Source organism: Agromyces sp. CCNWLW203 (genome assembly GCF_036576125.1).
GTDB lineage: Bacteria > Actinomycetota > Actinomycetes > Actinomycetales > Microbacteriaceae > Agromyces.
This window is the reverse complement of the sequence record NZ_JAZHYX010000002.1, coordinates 20,964-36,094: the sequence shown is the minus strand read 5'-3', so window position 1 is coordinate 36,094 and position 15,131 is coordinate 20,964. Positions and strand designations below refer to the sequence as shown.

The 15,131-nt window shown below is 69.3% G+C and carries 15 protein-coding genes and 1 tRNA gene; 7 read left to right on the top strand and 9 right to left on the bottom strand.

Annotated elements, in window-relative coordinates; all coding sequences use genetic code 11:
* Positions 1 to 27: 27 nt before the first annotated feature.
* Positions 28 to 498: a DUF4440 domain-containing protein gene (locus tag VPH61_RS05785; RefSeq protein ID WP_332062577.1), complete on the top strand. Its 471-nt coding sequence runs from the start codon at positions 28 to 30 to the stop codon at positions 496 to 498.
* A 36-nt stretch (positions 499 to 534) separates the two neighbouring features.
* Here the strand turns inward: VPH61_RS05785 and VPH61_RS05780 are convergent.
* Positions 535 to 624, bottom strand: a tRNA-Ser gene (locus VPH61_RS05780).
* A 109-nt stretch (positions 625 to 733) separates the two neighbouring features.
* Here VPH61_RS05780 and VPH61_RS05775 point away from each other — a divergent pair.
* Entirely contained in the window at positions 734 to 1,543 is an 810-nt protein-coding gene (locus tag VPH61_RS05775; RefSeq protein WP_332062576.1) for an SGNH/GDSL hydrolase family protein, read from the top strand.
* A 9-nt stretch (positions 1,544 to 1,552) separates the two neighbouring features.
* Positions 1,553 to 2,917, top strand: a complete 1,365-nt coding sequence (gene radA / locus VPH61_RS05770; protein ID WP_332062575.1) for a DNA repair protein RadA — start codon at positions 1,553 to 1,555, stop codon at positions 2,915 to 2,917.
* A 46-nt stretch (positions 2,918 to 2,963) separates the two neighbouring features.
* Here the strand turns inward: radA and VPH61_RS05765 are convergent, their stop codons facing one another.
* From VPH61_RS05765 to VPH61_RS05755, 3 genes are all read right to left on the bottom strand, one after another.
* The gene (locus tag VPH61_RS05765) at positions 2,964 to 3,404 is read right to left on the bottom strand and encodes a heavy metal-responsive transcriptional regulator (RefSeq protein WP_332062574.1); all 441 of its coding nucleotides are present in this window, start codon (positions 3,402 to 3,404) and stop codon (positions 2,964 to 2,966) included.
* A complete protein-coding gene (locus VPH61_RS05760; protein WP_332062573.1) occupies positions 3,356 to 3,811 on the bottom strand; it encodes a hypothetical protein in 456 nt (151 codons plus the stop codon). The genes VPH61_RS05765 and VPH61_RS05760 overlap by 49 nt, the downstream gene beginning before the upstream one ends.
* 146 nt (positions 3,812 to 3,957) lie before the next feature.
* Positions 3,958 to 4,368, bottom strand: coding sequence for a dehydrogenase (locus VPH61_RS05755; protein WP_204458582.1), 411 nt, complete (start codon positions 4,366 to 4,368; stop codon positions 3,958 to 3,960).
* A gap of 301 nt (positions 4,369 to 4,669) precedes the next feature.
* On the opposite strand from VPH61_RS05755, the gene VPH61_RS05750 reads away from it, so the two are divergent.
* Entirely contained in the window at positions 4,670 to 4,981 is a 312-nt protein-coding gene (locus tag VPH61_RS05750) for a hypothetical protein (protein WP_332062572.1), read from the top strand.
* Here VPH61_RS05750 and VPH61_RS05745 read toward each other — a convergent pair.
* The 3 genes from VPH61_RS05745 to VPH61_RS05735 all read right to left on the bottom strand — a co-directional run bounded on the left by VPH61_RS05745 (position 4,975) and on the right by VPH61_RS05735 (position 8,850).
* A complete protein-coding gene (locus VPH61_RS05745; RefSeq protein ID WP_332062571.1) occupies positions 4,975 to 5,601 on the bottom strand; it encodes a hypothetical protein in 627 nt (208 codons plus the stop codon). The two genes, VPH61_RS05750 and VPH61_RS05745, sit on opposite strands and share 7 nt — an antisense overlap.
* Positions 5,602 to 5,744: 143 nt before the next feature.
* Entirely contained in the window at positions 5,745 to 6,248 is a 504-nt protein-coding gene (locus VPH61_RS05740) for an amino-acid N-acetyltransferase (RefSeq protein ID WP_332062570.1), read from the bottom strand.
* A gap of 73 nt (positions 6,249 to 6,321) precedes the next feature.
* Positions 6,322 to 8,850, bottom strand: a complete 2,529-nt coding sequence (locus VPH61_RS05735; protein WP_332062569.1) for an ATP-dependent Clp protease ATP-binding subunit — start codon at positions 8,848 to 8,850, stop codon at positions 6,322 to 6,324.
* A 174-nt stretch (positions 8,851 to 9,024) separates the two neighbouring features.
* Between VPH61_RS05735 and VPH61_RS05730 the strand changes: the two genes are divergently transcribed.
* Together VPH61_RS05730 and VPH61_RS05725 are read left to right on the top strand one after the other, a co-directional pair.
* The gene (locus VPH61_RS05730) at positions 9,025 to 9,648 is read left to right on the top strand and encodes a hypothetical protein (RefSeq protein WP_332062568.1); all 624 of its coding nucleotides are present in this window, start codon (positions 9,025 to 9,027) and stop codon (positions 9,646 to 9,648) included.
* Complete coding sequence (locus VPH61_RS05725; RefSeq protein WP_332062567.1) at positions 9,648 to 9,893, top strand: helix-turn-helix domain-containing protein; 246 nt, start codon at positions 9,648 to 9,650, stop codon at positions 9,891 to 9,893. The genes VPH61_RS05730 and VPH61_RS05725 overlap by 1 nt, the downstream gene beginning before the upstream one ends.
* A 49-nt stretch (positions 9,894 to 9,942) precedes the next feature.
* Here the strand turns inward: VPH61_RS05725 and VPH61_RS05720 are convergent, their stop codons facing one another.
* Entirely contained in the window at positions 9,943 to 13,317 is a 3,375-nt protein-coding gene (locus VPH61_RS05720) for a prealbumin-like fold domain-containing protein (protein ID WP_332062566.1), read from the bottom strand.
* 176 nt (positions 13,318 to 13,493) lie between these two features.
* On the bottom strand, positions 13,494 to 13,991 hold the full coding sequence (locus tag VPH61_RS05715) for a hypothetical protein (RefSeq protein WP_332062565.1): 498 nt from the start codon (positions 13,989 to 13,991) through the stop codon (positions 13,494 to 13,496).
* A 60-nt stretch (positions 13,992 to 14,051) separates the two neighbouring features.
* On the opposite strand from VPH61_RS05715, the gene VPH61_RS05710 reads away from it, so the two are divergent.
* Positions 14,052 to 15,101 carry a pirin family protein gene (locus VPH61_RS05710; RefSeq protein ID WP_332062564.1) on the top strand — a complete coding sequence of 350 codons (1,050 nt, stop codon included), beginning with the start codon at positions 14,052 to 14,054 and terminating at the stop codon, positions 15,099 to 15,101.
* Positions 15,102 to 15,131 lie beyond the last annotated feature (30 nt).

Genomic DNA, 15,131 nt, shown 5'->3' with positions numbered 1-15,131 from the left:
GGATGCGACGTCGATATCGGAGGCCGAATGTCCATTGATCAGCTGGCGCGCGATGAGACGGAGCTCGACGGGATCGCGTTGGCCTTCTTCTCCGCGTTCTCGTCATCCGACCTGAAGCCGGTCGATCTCGCAGGGCTTCGACAGCTGTTCCTGCCCGGCGCCGTCATCGTCGCGGTTGCTGCGAACGGGGCGACCAACCGGTACGACGTCGAGAGCTTCATCGAGCCACGAGAGGTGCTCCTGACGGGCGGGCGCCTGCTGGGATTCTCCGAGCGGGAGGTCACCGCCGACACACAGGTCTTCGGCGACATCGCGCAGCGTTGGAGCCTGTACAGCAAGACCGGCACACTCGACGGCCGGCCTGCTGATGGCTGGGGCCGGAAGGCGACACATTTCGTGCGCACGCCGGCCGGCTGGCGGATCACTGCCATCCTCTGGCAGGACGGCGCAGAGGACACCCCGATTCCCACGGCCGAACCGTCGGTCGAGACCGCCTGAAAAGTAGAAAGCCCCTGACGAGTCAGGGGCTTTCCTTGGCGGTACCGGTGGGATTTGAACCCACGGTGGGCTTTCACCCACACAACTTTTCGAGAGTTGCACCTTCGGCCGCTCGGACACGGTACCGAGGACAATCGTAGACGACGACGCCGCAAGAACAAAAACGAACGGATGCCTCAGCCGACGCTCAGCCGGCATGCAGCTCACGTGAAGCGTGCAGGAATACGTTCTGCTCGTGACCGTCTCCTCATTCTCCCGTAGCGACGCGCCGCGCCAGAGCCTCACGGCCGGCGCCCGGCTCGCCGCGTCGACCGTGCTCGGCACGTACGGCGTGCGTCCGTTCCGCGAGCGGGTGCGCGAGAATCGGTCGACTCTGAACGAGACCCTGCCCGTGCACTCCAAGTGGTGGCGCGACCATGCGAAGGCCGAAGGCGAGCTGCTCTACGTCGCGATCGGCGACAGCGCCGCCCAGGGCATCGGCGCCTCGCGTCCCGATCGGAGCTACGTCGGCCAGATCGCCGATCAGCTGCGCGCGACGACTGGCCGCAGCATCCGGGTCGTGAACCTCAGCGTCTCGGGCGCGACGACCTCGCTCGCGGTGCGCGACCAACTGCCGCGGTTCCGCGACCTCCGCAGCCTCCGGCCCGACGTGGTCACGGTCTCGATCGGCGCGAACGACATCGCCGAGTGGGACCCGGTGCGATTCGAGCGGAACATCCGCTCGATCTTCGCCGAGCTGCCGCTGCACGCCGTCGTCGCCGACCTGCCGTGCTTCTACTTCCCGCAGAACGAGCGCAAGGTCGCCGAGGCGAACCGGATGCTGCGCGCCGCCGCCCGTGAGCACGGACTCGTCGTGGCGCCGCTCCACGAGGCGACCCGACGACAGGGCCTCCGCGGCATCCTGACGCAGTTCGCGCGCGACATGTTCCACCCGAACGATCACGGCTACGCGGTCTGGGCCGAGGCCTTCCGTCCCGGGCTCGCCCGCGTCGTCACGCGCGCCGGCGAGCGCGCCGGAGCGCTCACTGTCGGGGGCCGCGGCTAGTCTCGGGGCATGGCCCGCTCCACCTCGACCTTCCGTTGCTCAGAGTGCGGCTGGAGCACCCTCAAATGGGCGGGCCGATGCGGCGAGTGCCAGCAGTGGGGCACCGTCGTCGACGTGGCCGAGGCCACCGGCATCGTGCGCGCCGTGCAGGCCGTGCAGCTCGGCGAGGCCCGCACCGCGCGGTCGATCCTCGACGTGCAGACCGAAGACGCGGCGCACCGCCCGAGCGGCATCGGCGAGTTCGACCGCGTGCTCGGCGGCGGCATCGTCGCGGGCGCCGCGATCCTGCTCTCCGGCGAGCCGGGCGTCGGCAAATCCACGCTCCTGCTCGAGGTCGCTGCCCGCGTCGCTGCGAGCGGCCGGCGCGTGCTCTACGTCACGGCCGAGGAGTCGGTGGCGCAGGTGCGGCTTCGGGCAGGCCGCACGGGCGCGCTGCAGAGCGAGCTCTTCCTCGCCGCTGAGACCGATCTCGCCACGATCCTCGGGCAGGTCGACGCCATCCGGCCCGCCCTGCTCATCGTCGACTCGGTTCAGACCGTGTCCTCCTCGCTCTCCGACGGCCTGCCCGGGCAGCCGAGCCAGGTGCGCGAGGTCGCCTCGACGCTCATCCGAGTCGCGAAAGAGCGGCAGTTGCCCGTGCTGCTCGTCGGCCACGTCACGAAAGACGGTTCGATCGCCGGGCCCCGCCTGCTCGAGCACCTCGTCGATGTCGTCTGCCAATTCGAGGGCGACCGGCAGACGGCGCTTCGCTTCGTTCGCGCGCTCAAGAACCGCTTCGGCCCCACCGACGAGGTCGGCTGCTTCGAGATGACGGGCGAGGGCATCGCCGAGGTGCCCGACCCCTCCGGCCTCTTCCTCTCGAGCGGCCGCAGCGCTGTGAGCGGCACGTGCGTCACCGTCGCACTCGAGGGCCGCCGGGCACTCCCCGTCGAGGTGCAGGCCCTCGTGGTCTCCACGAAGGCGCCGCAACCCCGGCGGGTGGTCAACGGCGTCGACCCGTCGCGCGTCGCGATGATCATCGCCGTGCTCGAGCGCCGCGCCGGGCTCAAGACCCTCGGCGACCACGACGTCTACGTCTCGACTGTGGGCGGTGTTCGGCTCGCCGAGCCCGGTGCCGACCTCGCCATCGCCGTTGCCATCGCCTCGGCCATGCGCGACCGCGCGGTGCCGCACGAACTCGCGGCGTTCGGGGAGATCAGCCTCGCCGGCGAAGTGCGCCCCGTGACGGCCGCGAAGCAGCGCAGTGCCGAGGCCAAACGGCTCGGCTACACGACCATCCTCGACGTCGAGGCCGGCAGCGTGCACGCCGCCGTGCAGCGCGCCATGATGGCCTCGACCGGCCCGCGGGAGCGGGAGCTCGACGCCGCCTTCTGACGGCGTTCTGCAGGCGCCAGGCCGGCAGGTCCGGCACCGCGCAGCCTCAGGCGATGGCGTCGATCACCGGGCACGTCGGATGCAGCGGGCCCGATTCGACCAGCAGGGCGAGCGCGGCACGCACGCCGCGCAAGTCGGCGATGCGCTGATCGAGCTCGGCGAGCTTGTCGGCGACCTGATCTGCGACATCGTCGAGCACGATGCGCTCGGGCTCGTCGGAGAGCGCCAGCACCTCGCGCACTTCGCGCAGGGTGAAGCCGAGCTCCTGGGCGCGCCTGATGAATCGCACCCGCCGCACCGCGTCGGGCGAGTACTGGCGGTAGCCCCCGCTCGAACGGCCCTCGGGCGCGAGCAGCCCCTGCCGTTCGTAGAACCGCAGCGTGCTCACCGCGACCCCGGAGGCGCCGGCGAGCGGGCCCGTTGTCAGCAGGCCGGCCGTCAGCGCCGACGAAGGCGGAGCAGTCCGCTGAGCTGCAGGATCAGCCATGTCACCTCCCCGATCAGGAACACGACGACCGTCGCGCTCTGCCCATTCAACAGTGCCCAGATCATCCAGAGTGAGAACACCGCGCGCCCGACGGTGTCGATCGCGATGAACCGGGCTTCCGGCCGCAGGATGCGGGCGATCGCCCACATGGTAACGGCGGTGCCGAACATGCTCGTGAACATGAGCGCGGTGGGGTCGAGCTCTGGCAGCTGCGCACCCGGCAGGTCGAGCGCATCGTGCAGGGATCGGGTCAGCGCGAGCAGCAGCGGCGCAGTGAACGGCGTGGCGAACCCGACGGTCACGATCAGGTCGTAGACGGCACCCGCCCGACCCCATCGAACGCGAGCGAAGGAATCGTCGGACAGGCGGCGAGCGGAGGCTGAGGTTGAAGCTGAGGTTGCGGTCATCCCGTCAGTGTCGACCCTGCACCACGGTGCAGGGTCAAGTCGGCGGGCGACCGGGTGTTCGCGTGCCGATACCGTTGAGCGTTGCACGCGACGCGAAGGCGCGCCATGACGTGCCGCAGACCCGGGCGCGGCGCGCGCCTCTCGAGCTACGCCTCGAGCGCCTTGAGCAGCTCGGCCGGCGGCGCCTGCATCGGATGCGGCCCTGCGATGTCGAGGAACACCGTCGTGATCGTCGACTCGTGCCGCTTCAGGAAGGTGCGCAGCCAAGCCGGGCTCTGCAGTCCCACCGCGGGCGGCAGGTTCTCGGGCTTGTTCGCCGCGTCGCTGAACAGCAGCAGCGCGACGTCGCCCGTCTTCGGGTCGCGGTAGGTCCACACCTCGCCGCCGTCGAGCGGCTTGTCGCGCGGCCCCGGCTTCACGAGCGGCACCACGGTGTTGCCGTGGCGCAGTGCGAGCGCGACCGCCGCGATGTCCTGCCGTTCGAGCGCCTCTGCGAGCGCCTGCGAGCGGAACTCCACGGGCTCGGCCGCCTGCTTCCGTCGTGCCTTTCCTGCCATTCCTCAAGGGTACCGAGCGGATGCCTCGGCGCCCGCCTCCGTCCGCCGTCGGCGCACTCCGAGGCATCCGCTCGCCTGTTTCGCGGCACCGCCGAACTCGGATGTGGAGTTCCGAGGAAAGCGCCCTAAGATGTCTGTGCCGGACCGTGAGGGTCCGAGGTGTCGACGAAGACGACGGCGTTCTCGTAGACCCCACGGCGCCGGCGCATTCATCAGAATCCTGCCCTGCGATCATGTCGCCGGGCGCTCGTACCATCGAAGCAACCGCGCGGGCCGGCGCGCTCCTCTCCGAAGGAGCCCAGTGCCCAGCAGCCTCCCGAAGCCGATCCGGTTCGACGGCGACACCTGGTTGTGCATGCGCAACGACCCGGCCCTGCCGAAGGCGATCATCCGCCGTTACCGCGACGTGAAGCGCGGCGACGTGTACCTCGTCGTCAAGTGGGCACTCGACCCGGCCGATCAGCAGCTCATGTCGTCGGCGCCGTCACTCGAAGCGGCCAACGCGCTCGTGCGCTTCGACCCGCCGGCGGGTACGACCCAGGCCTTCGCCGGCTACCCGCACGGGCAGCAGGGCGGGAGCCGGGCGGGAGGCCGTCAGAGCCCTGCTCAGTAGAGCAGGAACTGCTTCTGCTCGGCCGAGGCGAAGCCGTCGACCGTCACCGCGAGGTGGTACGACGCGCCGCCCGCAGGCACCGTCTCGCGCGCGCCGCTGCAGGTCTCGGGTGACGAGTACGTGCGATCCCAGATGATCGGCACGCTCGAACTGACCGGCGTGCCCGGGGTCAACGACACCTCAGCGTCGATGGCGTCGACCTGGCAGTCGGTCGAGGTCCAGTACTGCTCGGTTCCGCTCGTGACCGTGAAGACCTGCGCCTTCGTGCCTGCGTTCAGCACGCACACGTTCTTGCCGGTGTTGGTGATCGTGACCGACAGCTGCGGCTGCTCCCCTGGCTCGTACGACGACTTGTCGGTGACGGCTTCGACCAGGATCTTCTCGGGCGCACACGGGTCGCCGTCGGCCGCGGTGGGCTCCGTCGGGATGGAGGTCGTCTCGGGCACCGCCGACGGCTCTGGCTTCGGCGACGCCCCGGGCTCCTCGCCCTGGCTCGCCCCCGGCCGCACGATGACGAGCACGATCGCGATGATCACGGCGAGCAGGCCGATCAGCACGACGATGCGGCGACGACGGTACACCTGCGGAGACTGCCGCCCGGTCGGTGTGTTCGTCGACATGCACACAGGGTACGGCCCGGATGCGTGCGCCGGCGGCATCCGCTCGGCGTGCCGGATCTCGTCTCAGCGAAGCCGCAGCACGGCAGGAGCGACCACCTGTGGACGCGTGCGGACGCGCGGAGCCACCCGGGCGACGCCGGCCGTCAGAGGTGCTTCAGCATGCGCGTGTTGCCGAGCGTGTTCTGCTTGACGCGAGCGAGGTCGAGGAACTCGGCGACGCCCTCGTCGTTCGAGCGCACGAGCTCGGCGTAGACCGAGGGGTCGACGGTCTCGGCGCCCATGTCGACGAAGCCGTGACGACCGAAGAACGAGGTCTCGAAGGTCAGGCAGAAGAGCCGCGAGAGGCCGAGCTCGCGGGCCTCCGCCTCGAGCGTGGCGAGCAGCGCGTGGCCGACGCCGTGGCCGAGCCACGCGTCGTCGACGGCGAGGGTGCGCACCTCGCCGAGATCCTCCCACATGACATGCAGGGCGCCGGCGCCGACGAGACGGCCGTCATCGGTCTCCGCGACGCGGAACTCCTGCACGGCACCGTAGAGGTCGACGCGCTCCTTGCCGAGCAGGATGCGTCGCTGCACGAGTGGCTCCACCAGCTCGATGATCTTCGGCACATCGCTCGTGCGTGCGCGGCGCACGTGGAACTCGGTCATCCTGCCATCGTATTGCCGCCGCGGGAACGACGAAGGGCGGATGCCGCAGCATCCGCCCTTCGAAGTGTGCCGGTTACTCGCCCGACGCGGCCGCCAGGTCGGGGCTCACGGGACCGGTGCCGATCGCGGCGGCGGTGTTCACGCCGACCGCGACGGGAAGCTCGCGCTGCGTCGTGGTGAAGAGGAACTCGCCGTCCTTGAAGTCGACGTGCACGTGGTCGCCCGAGTTGAGCTCGCCGTGCAGGATCTTCTCGGAGAGGCGGTCTTCGACCTCGTGCTGCACCGCGCGGCGCAGCGGACGGGCTCCGAGGGAGGGATCGAACCCGACCTCGATGAGCCGCTCCTTGGCCGGCTGGGTGAGCTCGATCGTCATGTCGCGGTCGAGCATGCGCTCGCTGAGCCGCTTGATGAACAGGTCGACGATCTGCAGCAGCTCGGGCTTGGAGAGCTGCGGGAAGACGATGATCTCGTCGACGCGGTTCAGGAACTCGGGCTTGAAGTGCTTCTTCAGCTCCTCCTTCACCTTGCCACTCATGAGGTCGTAGCCCGTGCGGGAGTCGCCCTCGAGCTGGAAGCCGACGGGGCCGCCTGAAATGTCTTTCGTGCCGAGGTTGGTCGTCATGATGATGACCGTGTTCTTGAAGTCGACCACGCGGCCCTGGCCATCGGTCAACCGGCCCTCCTCCAGGATCTGGAGGAGCGAGTTGAAGATGTCGGGGTGCGCCTTCTCGATCTCGTCGAAGAGCACGACGCTGAACGGCTTGCGACGCACCTTCTCGGTGAGCTGGCCGCCCTCTTCGAAGCCGACGAATCCGGGAGGGGCACCGAACAGGCGCGAGACCGTGTGCTTCTCGCCGTACTCCGACATGTCGAGCGAGATCATCGCCGCCTCGTCGTCGAAGAGGAACTCGGCGAGCGCCTTGGCGAGCTCGGTCTTGCCGACGCCCGTGGGGCCGGCGAAGATGAACGAGCCCGAGGGGCGCTTCGGGTCTTTCAGGCCGGCACGGGTGCGGCGGATGGTCTTGGCGAGGGCCGAGATGGCCTCCTCCTGACCGATGACGCGCTCGTGCAGCGCCTTCTCCATGAAGACGAGTCGCGAGGACTCCTCTTCGGTGAGCTTGAAGACGGGGATGCCGGTGGCCTGCGCGAGCACCTCGGCGATCAGGCCCTCGTCGACGACGGCGGTGGTCTTGACGTCGCCCGACTTCCACTGCTTCTCGAGGCGCAGACGCTCGCCGAGGAGGTTCTTCTCCTCGTCGCGGAGCGACGCGGCCTTCTCGAAGTCCTGCTCCTCGATCGCGGTCTCTTTCGCGGCCCGGACGACGGCGATCTTCTCGTCGAACTCGCGCAGCTCGGGCGGGCTCGAGAGGATCGAGAGGCGGAGGCGCGCTCCGGCCTCGTCGATCAGGTCGATCGCCTTGTCGGGGAGGAACCGGTCGGAGATGTAGCGATCGGCGAGGTTCGCCGCGGCGACGATCGCACCGTCGGTGATCGAGACCTTGTGGTGCGCCTCGTAGCGGTCGCGCAGCCCCTTGAGGATGTTGATCGCGTGGGGCAGCGAGGGCTCGGCGACCTGGATCGGCTGGAAGCGGCGCTCGAGCGCGGCATCCTTCTCGAAGTGCTTGCGGTACTCGTCGAGCGTGGTCGCACCGATCGTCTGCAGCTCGCCGCGAGCGAGGAGCGGCTTCAGGATCGAAGCGGCGTCTATTGCGCCCTCGGCGGCACCGGCACCCACCAGGGTGTGGATCTCGTCGATGAAGACGATGATGTCGCCGCGCGTGCGGATCTCTTTCGTGACCTTCTTCAGGCGCTCTTCGAAGTCACCGCGGTAGCGGGAGCCGGCGATGAGCGAACCGAGGTCGAGCGAGTAGAGCTGCTTGTCTTTGAGCGTCTCGGGAACCTCGCCCTTGACGATCGCCTGCGCGAGGCCCTCGACGACGGCGGTCTTGCCGACGCCGGGCTCGCCGATCAGCACGGGGTTGTTCTTGGAGCGACGCGAGAGGATCTGCATGACCCGCTCGATCTCCTTCTCGCGCCCGATCACGGGGTCGAGCTTCGACTCGCGAGCGGCCTGCGTGAGGTTGCGGCCGAACTGGTCGAGGATCTGCGAGCCGCCCTGCGGGGTCGTCTGCTCGTTCGCGCCGACCTGCACCTGCTCCTTGCCCTGGTAGCCCGAGAGCAACTGGATGACCTGCTGGCGCACGCGGTTGAGGTCGGCGCCCAGCTTCACGAGCACCTGGGCGGCGACGCCCTCGCCCTCGCGGATGAGGCCGAGCAGGATGTGCTCGGTGCCGATGTAGTTGTGGCCGAGCTGCAGCGCCTCGCGGAGCGAGAGCTCGAGCACCTTCTTGGCGCGCGGCGTGAACGGGATGTGCCCCGTCGGCTGCTGCTGCCCTTGGCCGATGATGTCCTGGACCTGCTCGCGCACGGCGTCGAGCGAGATGCCGAGGGACTCCAGGGCCTTGGCGGCCACGCCCTCACCCTCGTGGATGAGGCCGAGCAGGATGTGCTCGGTGCCGATGTAGTTGTGGTTGAGCATCTTGGCCTCTTCTTGGGCCAGGACGACGACACGACGGGCTCGGTCGGTGAATCTCTCGAACATGCTCTACTCCTCACGACCCCGCTGGGTAGGGGCGCCGTTAAGAAGAGCGTAAACAAGGCGGATGCCGCGTGGGGCCCTGTTCGCCGTGGGCGCACCGCGCCGGTCGGTTGACACCGCCGCGCGATCGCCCTACCGTATCGTTTATCGTTGTTATCGATAAACGTTAGGGAGATCATGAGCGCGACCACCATCCCCACCCCCGCCGTCAAGCGCAGCGACGCCGTGGCCCTGTGGATCTTCATGGCCGCCGGCGTCGGCATCGCCGCCTGGGCGGTCTGGTCGGCCGTCGCGCGCATCATCGAGGTGCTGCCGAATCAGGATGTCGCGGTGCCGGCCGAGTTCGCGGGCACGACCGCCGACGCGCCGATCGGCGTGAACGGCGCGCCCATCGCGATCGAACTCGACAGCGGGATCATCACCGCACCGTCGCTGCCCGCCGCATCACTCGCCGCGCTCGTCATCCAGCAGCTCATCCTGGCCGTCGTCGTCGTCAGCGTCGTGGCCTGCCTCGTCTGGCTCGCCTGGAACGTGAGCCGGAGCATCGTCTTCGGTCGCACCAACACGGTGCTCGTCACGACGGCCGGTTTCACCGGGATCGTGGGGTATTTCGCGGTGCCGTTCTTCGGCAACATGGTCGCGAACGGCGCCTTCGCCGTGCTCAGCGACCGCACCTTCGACAACGTGGTGATGTCGGTCGAGCTGTTTCCGCTCATCCTGCTGACGTTCATCGCCGCGACGGCCGCGACCGTCTTCGCGGTCGGCGAGCGACTGCAGCGCGACACCGAGGGGCTCGTCTGATGGCGCCGGCCGAGCCCGACGAGGCATCCGATGTGCACTGCAGGCTCGACGAACTGCTCGCCGCCAGGGACATGACGCTCGCGCGCCTCGCCGAACTCGTCGGCGTCTCCGTGGTCAACCTCAGCGTGCTGAAGAACGACCGAGCCCGCGCCATCCGCTTCTCGACGCTGCAGGCCGTCTGCGAAGTGCTCGACTGCGAGATCGGCGACCTGCTCGTGCTCCGTCGCAACCGCCCGCCAACGTGAAGTGGGCCGCCGGGGTCTCCCCCGACGGCCCACCGCGCAGTGCTCGGCGCTACTTCGCTGTCATCTGACGGCGACGGCGGAGGAACAGCAGCAGGCCACCAGCGGCGATCACCGCGAGGCCGACCCAGCCGGCCGCGAGACTCACACCCGTGGCCGGCAGCGACGGCTGCTCGGGAGTGATCGGTGCGCAATCCTCGCTCGACGCCGAACCGTTCCAGAACTCGATGGAGGCCGAGTTCAGCGTGCCGCTGCCCTCATCGCTCGAGGCCACCGCGCAGTCGGCCTCGTCGGAGCTCACGTTCGACGCGACCTTCGCGGTCACCGCGACGGCGTAGACGTGCTCACCGCCGGCCGGCAGCAGCGCGGTCGTGACCGCGATGTCGTCGATGCCGTTCCAGCCGGGGTTGATGGCGATGCCCTCGGGGCCGGTGATCTCGGCCGAGGTCGGCGTGATTCCGTTGCCGAACTTCAGCTTCTCGGTGAGGTCGTACGACTCGTCGGTGGCCGATTCGCTCGTCACCGTGACCGTGTACGAGACGTCCCACGTTCCGTCGCCATTGTCGACGGCCGGGCCGTCGACCGTCTTGACGATGGTGAGCGGGCCACGCGCGAGGTTCTCGATGTCGCAGGCGATGAGGTCGCCGGGCTGCACCGTGAAGTCGCTCGCATCGATCGGCGAAGGGCCGGCCTCGCCGACCGGGTCGACCGTGCAGGCCAGTTCACCAGCGACCCACGCCTCGCCGGGGTCGACCTCGGCGAGCGAGAAGCGGCCGCCGGGCAGGACGCCCTCGAACACCGCGGTGCCCTCGCCGCCCTCGGTCGTGACGCTCTCGACGACGGGTTCGCCCGCTGGCGCGCCCTCGGCATCGAGCGGGGTCAGTTCGAAGTCGAAGGTGCCGTCGCCCCCGACAGCCGACTTCGTGACCTCGATCTCGCCGGGCACGGCCTCATTCGTCAGCGCGCAGTCGATCTCGGTGTCGATCTCGGCCACGAACTCGAAGCCGGGTGCGTCGCCGTTGAGGTCGGTGAGCGCGCCGTCGGCGCCCGTGCAGGTGATGTCGCCCATGTTCCAGCCGTCGACCGGGGTCTCGAAGACCGTGTAGTTCTCGCCGGGCACGAGGTCGGTCCAGGTGACGCTGTCGGATGCCTCGCCGGCGCCGGTCACCGTCTGGGTGCCCTCCTGGGCACCGGGAACCGGGGAGATCGTGAGGTCGAACGCCCACTCGAAGCCGTCGGCGACGCCGCCGACGCTCTTCTCGATCGTGACCGAGCCGGGCAGCGCGCGGTTCGTGAACACGCAGGTGACGACCGCGCCCGGCTCGAGCACGACGTCGGTCGACGCACCCTCCGGGGTGCCGCAGCTGATCGAGTCGAGCTCCCAGTGCTCGGGCAGCACCTCGGCGACGGTGTAGTCGCCGGGCACGATGAGTCCCGAACTCCACGGGTTCGCCTCGTCGTCGGACGCGTCGTTGAGCGTGAACTGCTCGTCGGTGTCCATGCCGACGACCGAGAAGTCGAAGTCCTGGTCCCACTCGGCAGGGATGGTGTCCTTGTCGACGCGGATCTCGCCGCGCTGCGTGTTCGTGTAGGTGCACTCGACGAGCTCGCCCGGGTCGACGTCGAGCACGGCCGAGAAGTCGGCCGGGTCGACGCCGGAGCCGCCATCGGGGTCGACGCACACGAGGTTCGTCGTGTCGTAGCCCTCGAGCGCCGTCTCGGTGAGATCGTAGTTGCCGGGCTCGACCGAGTAGGTCTCGCTGTCGCCCGATCCGTCGGTCGCGTCGATCGTGAACGTCGACGGGTCCTCGAGCCAGCTGCCGGTGTACTCGAAGACGGCGCCCTGCGGGCCGTCGACGATCTTGTGAACGATGATCTCGCCGTTCTGCGTGTTCGTGAGCACGCAGTGCACGCCCTCGCCCGCGACCGTGGTCACGGTCTCGCCGTCGGCCGTGGCCGTGCCGGCGGGGGTGCACGTCACGTCGGTGAGGTTCCACCCGGCGGGCACGGTCTCGCTGACCGGCACCTCGGTGCCCGGCACGTAGTAGATCGGCGCACTGATCTGGCCGTCGGCGAGCTGCACTTCGGTGTCGCCGACGGTGAAGTCGAAGACCTGAGCGGCGCCGTCGGGCAGGGTCTGCTTCTCGACCGTGACCCACGAGGTCGTGTTGACGATCTGGCACGCGGTCACGTTGCCCTCTTCGACCGGGAACTCGTCGTCGGGCGAGGTGAGCTCGATGATGCGGTCGTCGATCTGGCAACTGATCGAGAGCTGCGCCCACGGCAGCCCGTCGCCGATGACCTCGCTGAGCGTGTAGTCGTCGCCCGCGAACACGTCGGGCCACACATCGGTCTCTCCGATGCGGAGGCTCTCGTTGATCGCCGTCTGGTCGGGATAGATGTCGCCGCCGCCCGCTCGCTCCACCGTGTAGGCGAAGTCGTCGGTCGAGGTGATGCCCTGCGGGTCGGAGAGCTTCGTGACGCTCAGGGCACCGCAGTTCGTGATGACGAGCGGGTTCTGAGGCTGGAAGAAGTCGATGATCTCGGCGGTCGGCGAGTTGCCGGTGCGCGTGAACCCGATGCCGGTCGCGAAGCCCTCGCACGACTCGTCGTCGAAGAGGCCCACGCTCGAAAGGTCGACCGCGATCTCGCCGAACGTGCCCGGCTCGCCGGGCAGCGGCCCGGGGCCCTCCATGCGCGCTCCGACAGCGGCCTCGTACTCGAGGTCCTGCGCGGTCGGCACCCAGAGGCCCGGCCCGTCGGGGTCGGTGCAGTCGCCGTCGGCCGCGAGCCACCGCAGTGCTCCGGCGGTGGTGGTGTCGTTCGCCGAGTCGTAGTCGAACTCCACCGCGAAGTCGTCGCAGCGGCCTGCCTCGGGGCCCTCGAACGTCTGGAAGCTGCTCATGTCGCCCGAGCCGTCGAGCCGCGTCCAGTACATGTAGAGCACGACGTGCTCGACGCCCTGGTCATCGGTGACGACCTCGTACGCCGCGCCGCCGGTGCAGGCGTCGTCCTTGGCGTTGACGTTTGCCGGCGCCGGCGCCCAGGGGTTGTCGTTCTGCTTCTGCGACCCGGGTGCGCCCGTCAGGTCGCTGCCGGTACATGCGAGGTCGGAGGCGCCGTTGTCCCAGCCGCGCGTCGCATACACGATGCCGGTCGACTCGAATCCCTGGTCTGTCGTGTACGGGGCCGCGCCGAGGAAGTCCGAGGTCCCCTCCGCCGGGAGCGGCGCCAGGATGCTGTCCCAATCGGTCTCGTCGGGAGCGGCCCCTTCCAGCGTCATGTTGCCGTCGATCTCGAAGCCGGTCTGGAGGCCACCCGGTTGGAGGGTCGCCGCCGAGGCCGGCGCAGCGAGCAATGCGGGTGTCAAGAGTGCGCCGAACAATGCGGCGATGGCGGCGGCAGCCGTCAGTTTGCTTCTGGGCACGAAGAATCGTCCTCACGTGTCGGGTCGCCGTCCCGGGTGGACGGTGCACGTGGACGCAACGATAGTGAAGAAGGATCCCTCACTTAAGGTTCGAGGGTCGAACGTCTTACCCCAGTTCAGGGGCCATTTCCGATTCGAGGTACAGCAGCGGGTTCGATCGGGGTACAACTGCCCGTCTACTTGACGGGAACCTCGATCTCCTCGCCGGCGACCTCGACGAGGAGCGGCTCGGTCGTCGTGACGGTCGTCGGAGTCCAGAACAGCGTCGTGTGCGGCACGAGGTCCATCGTGCAGACCTCGTTCTCGGGCCGCTCGACGAGGTCGATCGCGACGCGGTTGCCCTCGCCGGCCGGCTCGAGCACGCGGATCTGGTCGCCGATGGGGGGACACGTCGAACTGCCCGAGATCGTGAGGGCGAGCTGGCCGCCGTCGGCCCACCACACGACGACGGGACCGTCTTCGTACGAGGGCGTCTCCGCTTCGTCGTGGGCTTCGTCGTCACCGGCGTCGTCGTGGCCCGAGTCGACGTCGACCACGTCGGCGTCGGCGTCGGTCGGCACGCCGGGGAAGTTTTCGGCAGCGCCCGACGGCGGGTTGCATGCCGACAGCAGGAACACCGATGAGACCGCCAGGGCGAGCAGACCGGCACGACGAAGACGCAGCGAAGGAGCCATGTCGTCATGCTAGTGGCCGACCCCGCCCCGTGTGCGGGCGCCGCGCATAGAATTCGCAGCATGAGCAACCTCGAACGAGACCCGGCTGAACTGCTCTGCCCGCCCGAGGCCGCAGCCGACCCGGCGATCGTGGTGCTGCAGCCCCGTGACGTGCCGCTCGGCGGCCCGCGCGCGATGAACGTGCGCCGCACGCTCCCCCAGCGAGGCCGCACCACGATCGGCGCCTGGTGCTTCGCCGACCACTACGGCCCCGACGACGTCACGGTCTCCGGGGGCATGGTCGTGCCGCCGCACCCGCACACGGGCCTGCAGACCGTCAGCTGGCTCTTCGAGGGCGAGATCGAGCACCGCGACAGCACCGGCAGCCACGAGATGGTGCGCCCCGGTGCAGTGAACCTGATGACCGCCGGGCGGGGCATCTCGCACTCCGAGGTGTCGACCCCCGCGACCACCCGGCTGCACGGCGTGCAGCTCTGGGTCGCCCTGCCCGAAGCCGCTCGCCACGTCGCCCCGTTCTTCGAGCACGCCGAGATCGACGAGATCGCCGTCGACGACGCCGTCGTGCGCGTCTTCGCCGGGTCGTTGCCCGGCGTCTCGGCCGAGTCATCCGTCTCGCTCTTCTCTCCCCTCGTCGGCGCCCAGATCGAGTTGCCGGCGGGCGGCGAGGCCTGGATCGAGCTCGACCCCTCGTTCGAGCACGGACTGCTCGTCGACCTCGGCCCGGTCGGCGTGACCGTCGCGGCGCTCGACGGCGAAGCCGACGACCACGACCGCCTCGTACCGCTCGCCGAGACCGGCCGCTCCGCCGCGCTCGAGCGGAGCGAGCTCGGCTACCTGCCGGTCGGTCACGAGGGCGTGAGACTCCGAGCAGCGGATGCCCCGGTGCGCGTGATCCTCCTCGGCGGCGTGCCGTTCGACGAGGCGCTCGTCATGTGGTGGAACTTCATCGGCCGGGGCCACGACGAGATCGTGGAGTTCCGCCGCCAGTGGCAGGCCGACGTCGTCGGCCGCGACAATCCCGACGGCCGGTTCGGCCACGTGGCGGGGTACGACGGCGGGCCGCTGCCCGCACCCGAGCTGCCGACGGTGCACCTGAAGCCGCGCAACTAGCGCGCCTCGTACGAGCAGCCCGCGACGCGA

Bases quoted from the DNA above. Each gene is read 5' to 3' on its own strand.
- VPH61_RS05785 (WP_332062577.1), top strand. From the start codon at position 28: ATGTCCATTGATCAGCTGGCGCGCGATGAGACGGAGCTCGACGGGATC.
- radA (WP_332062575.1), top strand. From the start codon at position 1,553: ATGGCCCGCTCCACCTCGACCTTCCGTTGCTCAGAGTGCGGCTGGAGC.
- VPH61_RS05765 (WP_332062574.1), bottom strand. From the start codon at position 3,404: ATGGCTGATCCTGCAGCTCAGCGGACTGCTCCGCCTTCGTCGGCGCTG.
- VPH61_RS05760 (WP_332062573.1), bottom strand. From the start codon at position 3,811: ATGACCGCAACCTCAGCTTCAACCTCAGCCTCCGCTCGCCGCCTGTCC.
- VPH61_RS05755 (WP_204458582.1), bottom strand. From the start codon at position 4,368: ATGGCAGGAAAGGCACGACGGAAGCAGGCGGCCGAGCCCGTGGAGTTC.
- VPH61_RS05745 (WP_332062571.1), bottom strand. From the start codon at position 5,601: ATGTCGACGAACACACCGACCGGGCGGCAGTCTCCGCAGGTGTACCGT.
- VPH61_RS05740 (WP_332062570.1), bottom strand. From the start codon at position 6,248: ATGACCGAGTTCCACGTGCGCCGCGCACGCACGAGCGATGTGCCGAAG.
- VPH61_RS05735 (WP_332062569.1), bottom strand. From the start codon at position 8,850: ATGTTCGAGAGATTCACCGACCGAGCCCGTCGTGTCGTCGTCCTGGCC.
- VPH61_RS05730 (WP_332062568.1), top strand. From the start codon at position 9,025: ATGAGCGCGACCACCATCCCCACCCCCGCCGTCAAGCGCAGCGACGCC.
- VPH61_RS05725 (WP_332062567.1), top strand. From the start codon at position 9,648: ATGGCGCCGGCCGAGCCCGACGAGGCATCCGATGTGCACTGCAGGCTC.
- VPH61_RS05715 (WP_332062565.1), bottom strand. From the start codon at position 13,991: ATGGCTCCTTCGCTGCGTCTTCGTCGTGCCGGTCTGCTCGCCCTGGCG.
- VPH61_RS05710 (WP_332062564.1), top strand. From the start codon at position 14,052: ATGAGCAACCTCGAACGAGACCCGGCTGAACTGCTCTGCCCGCCCGAG.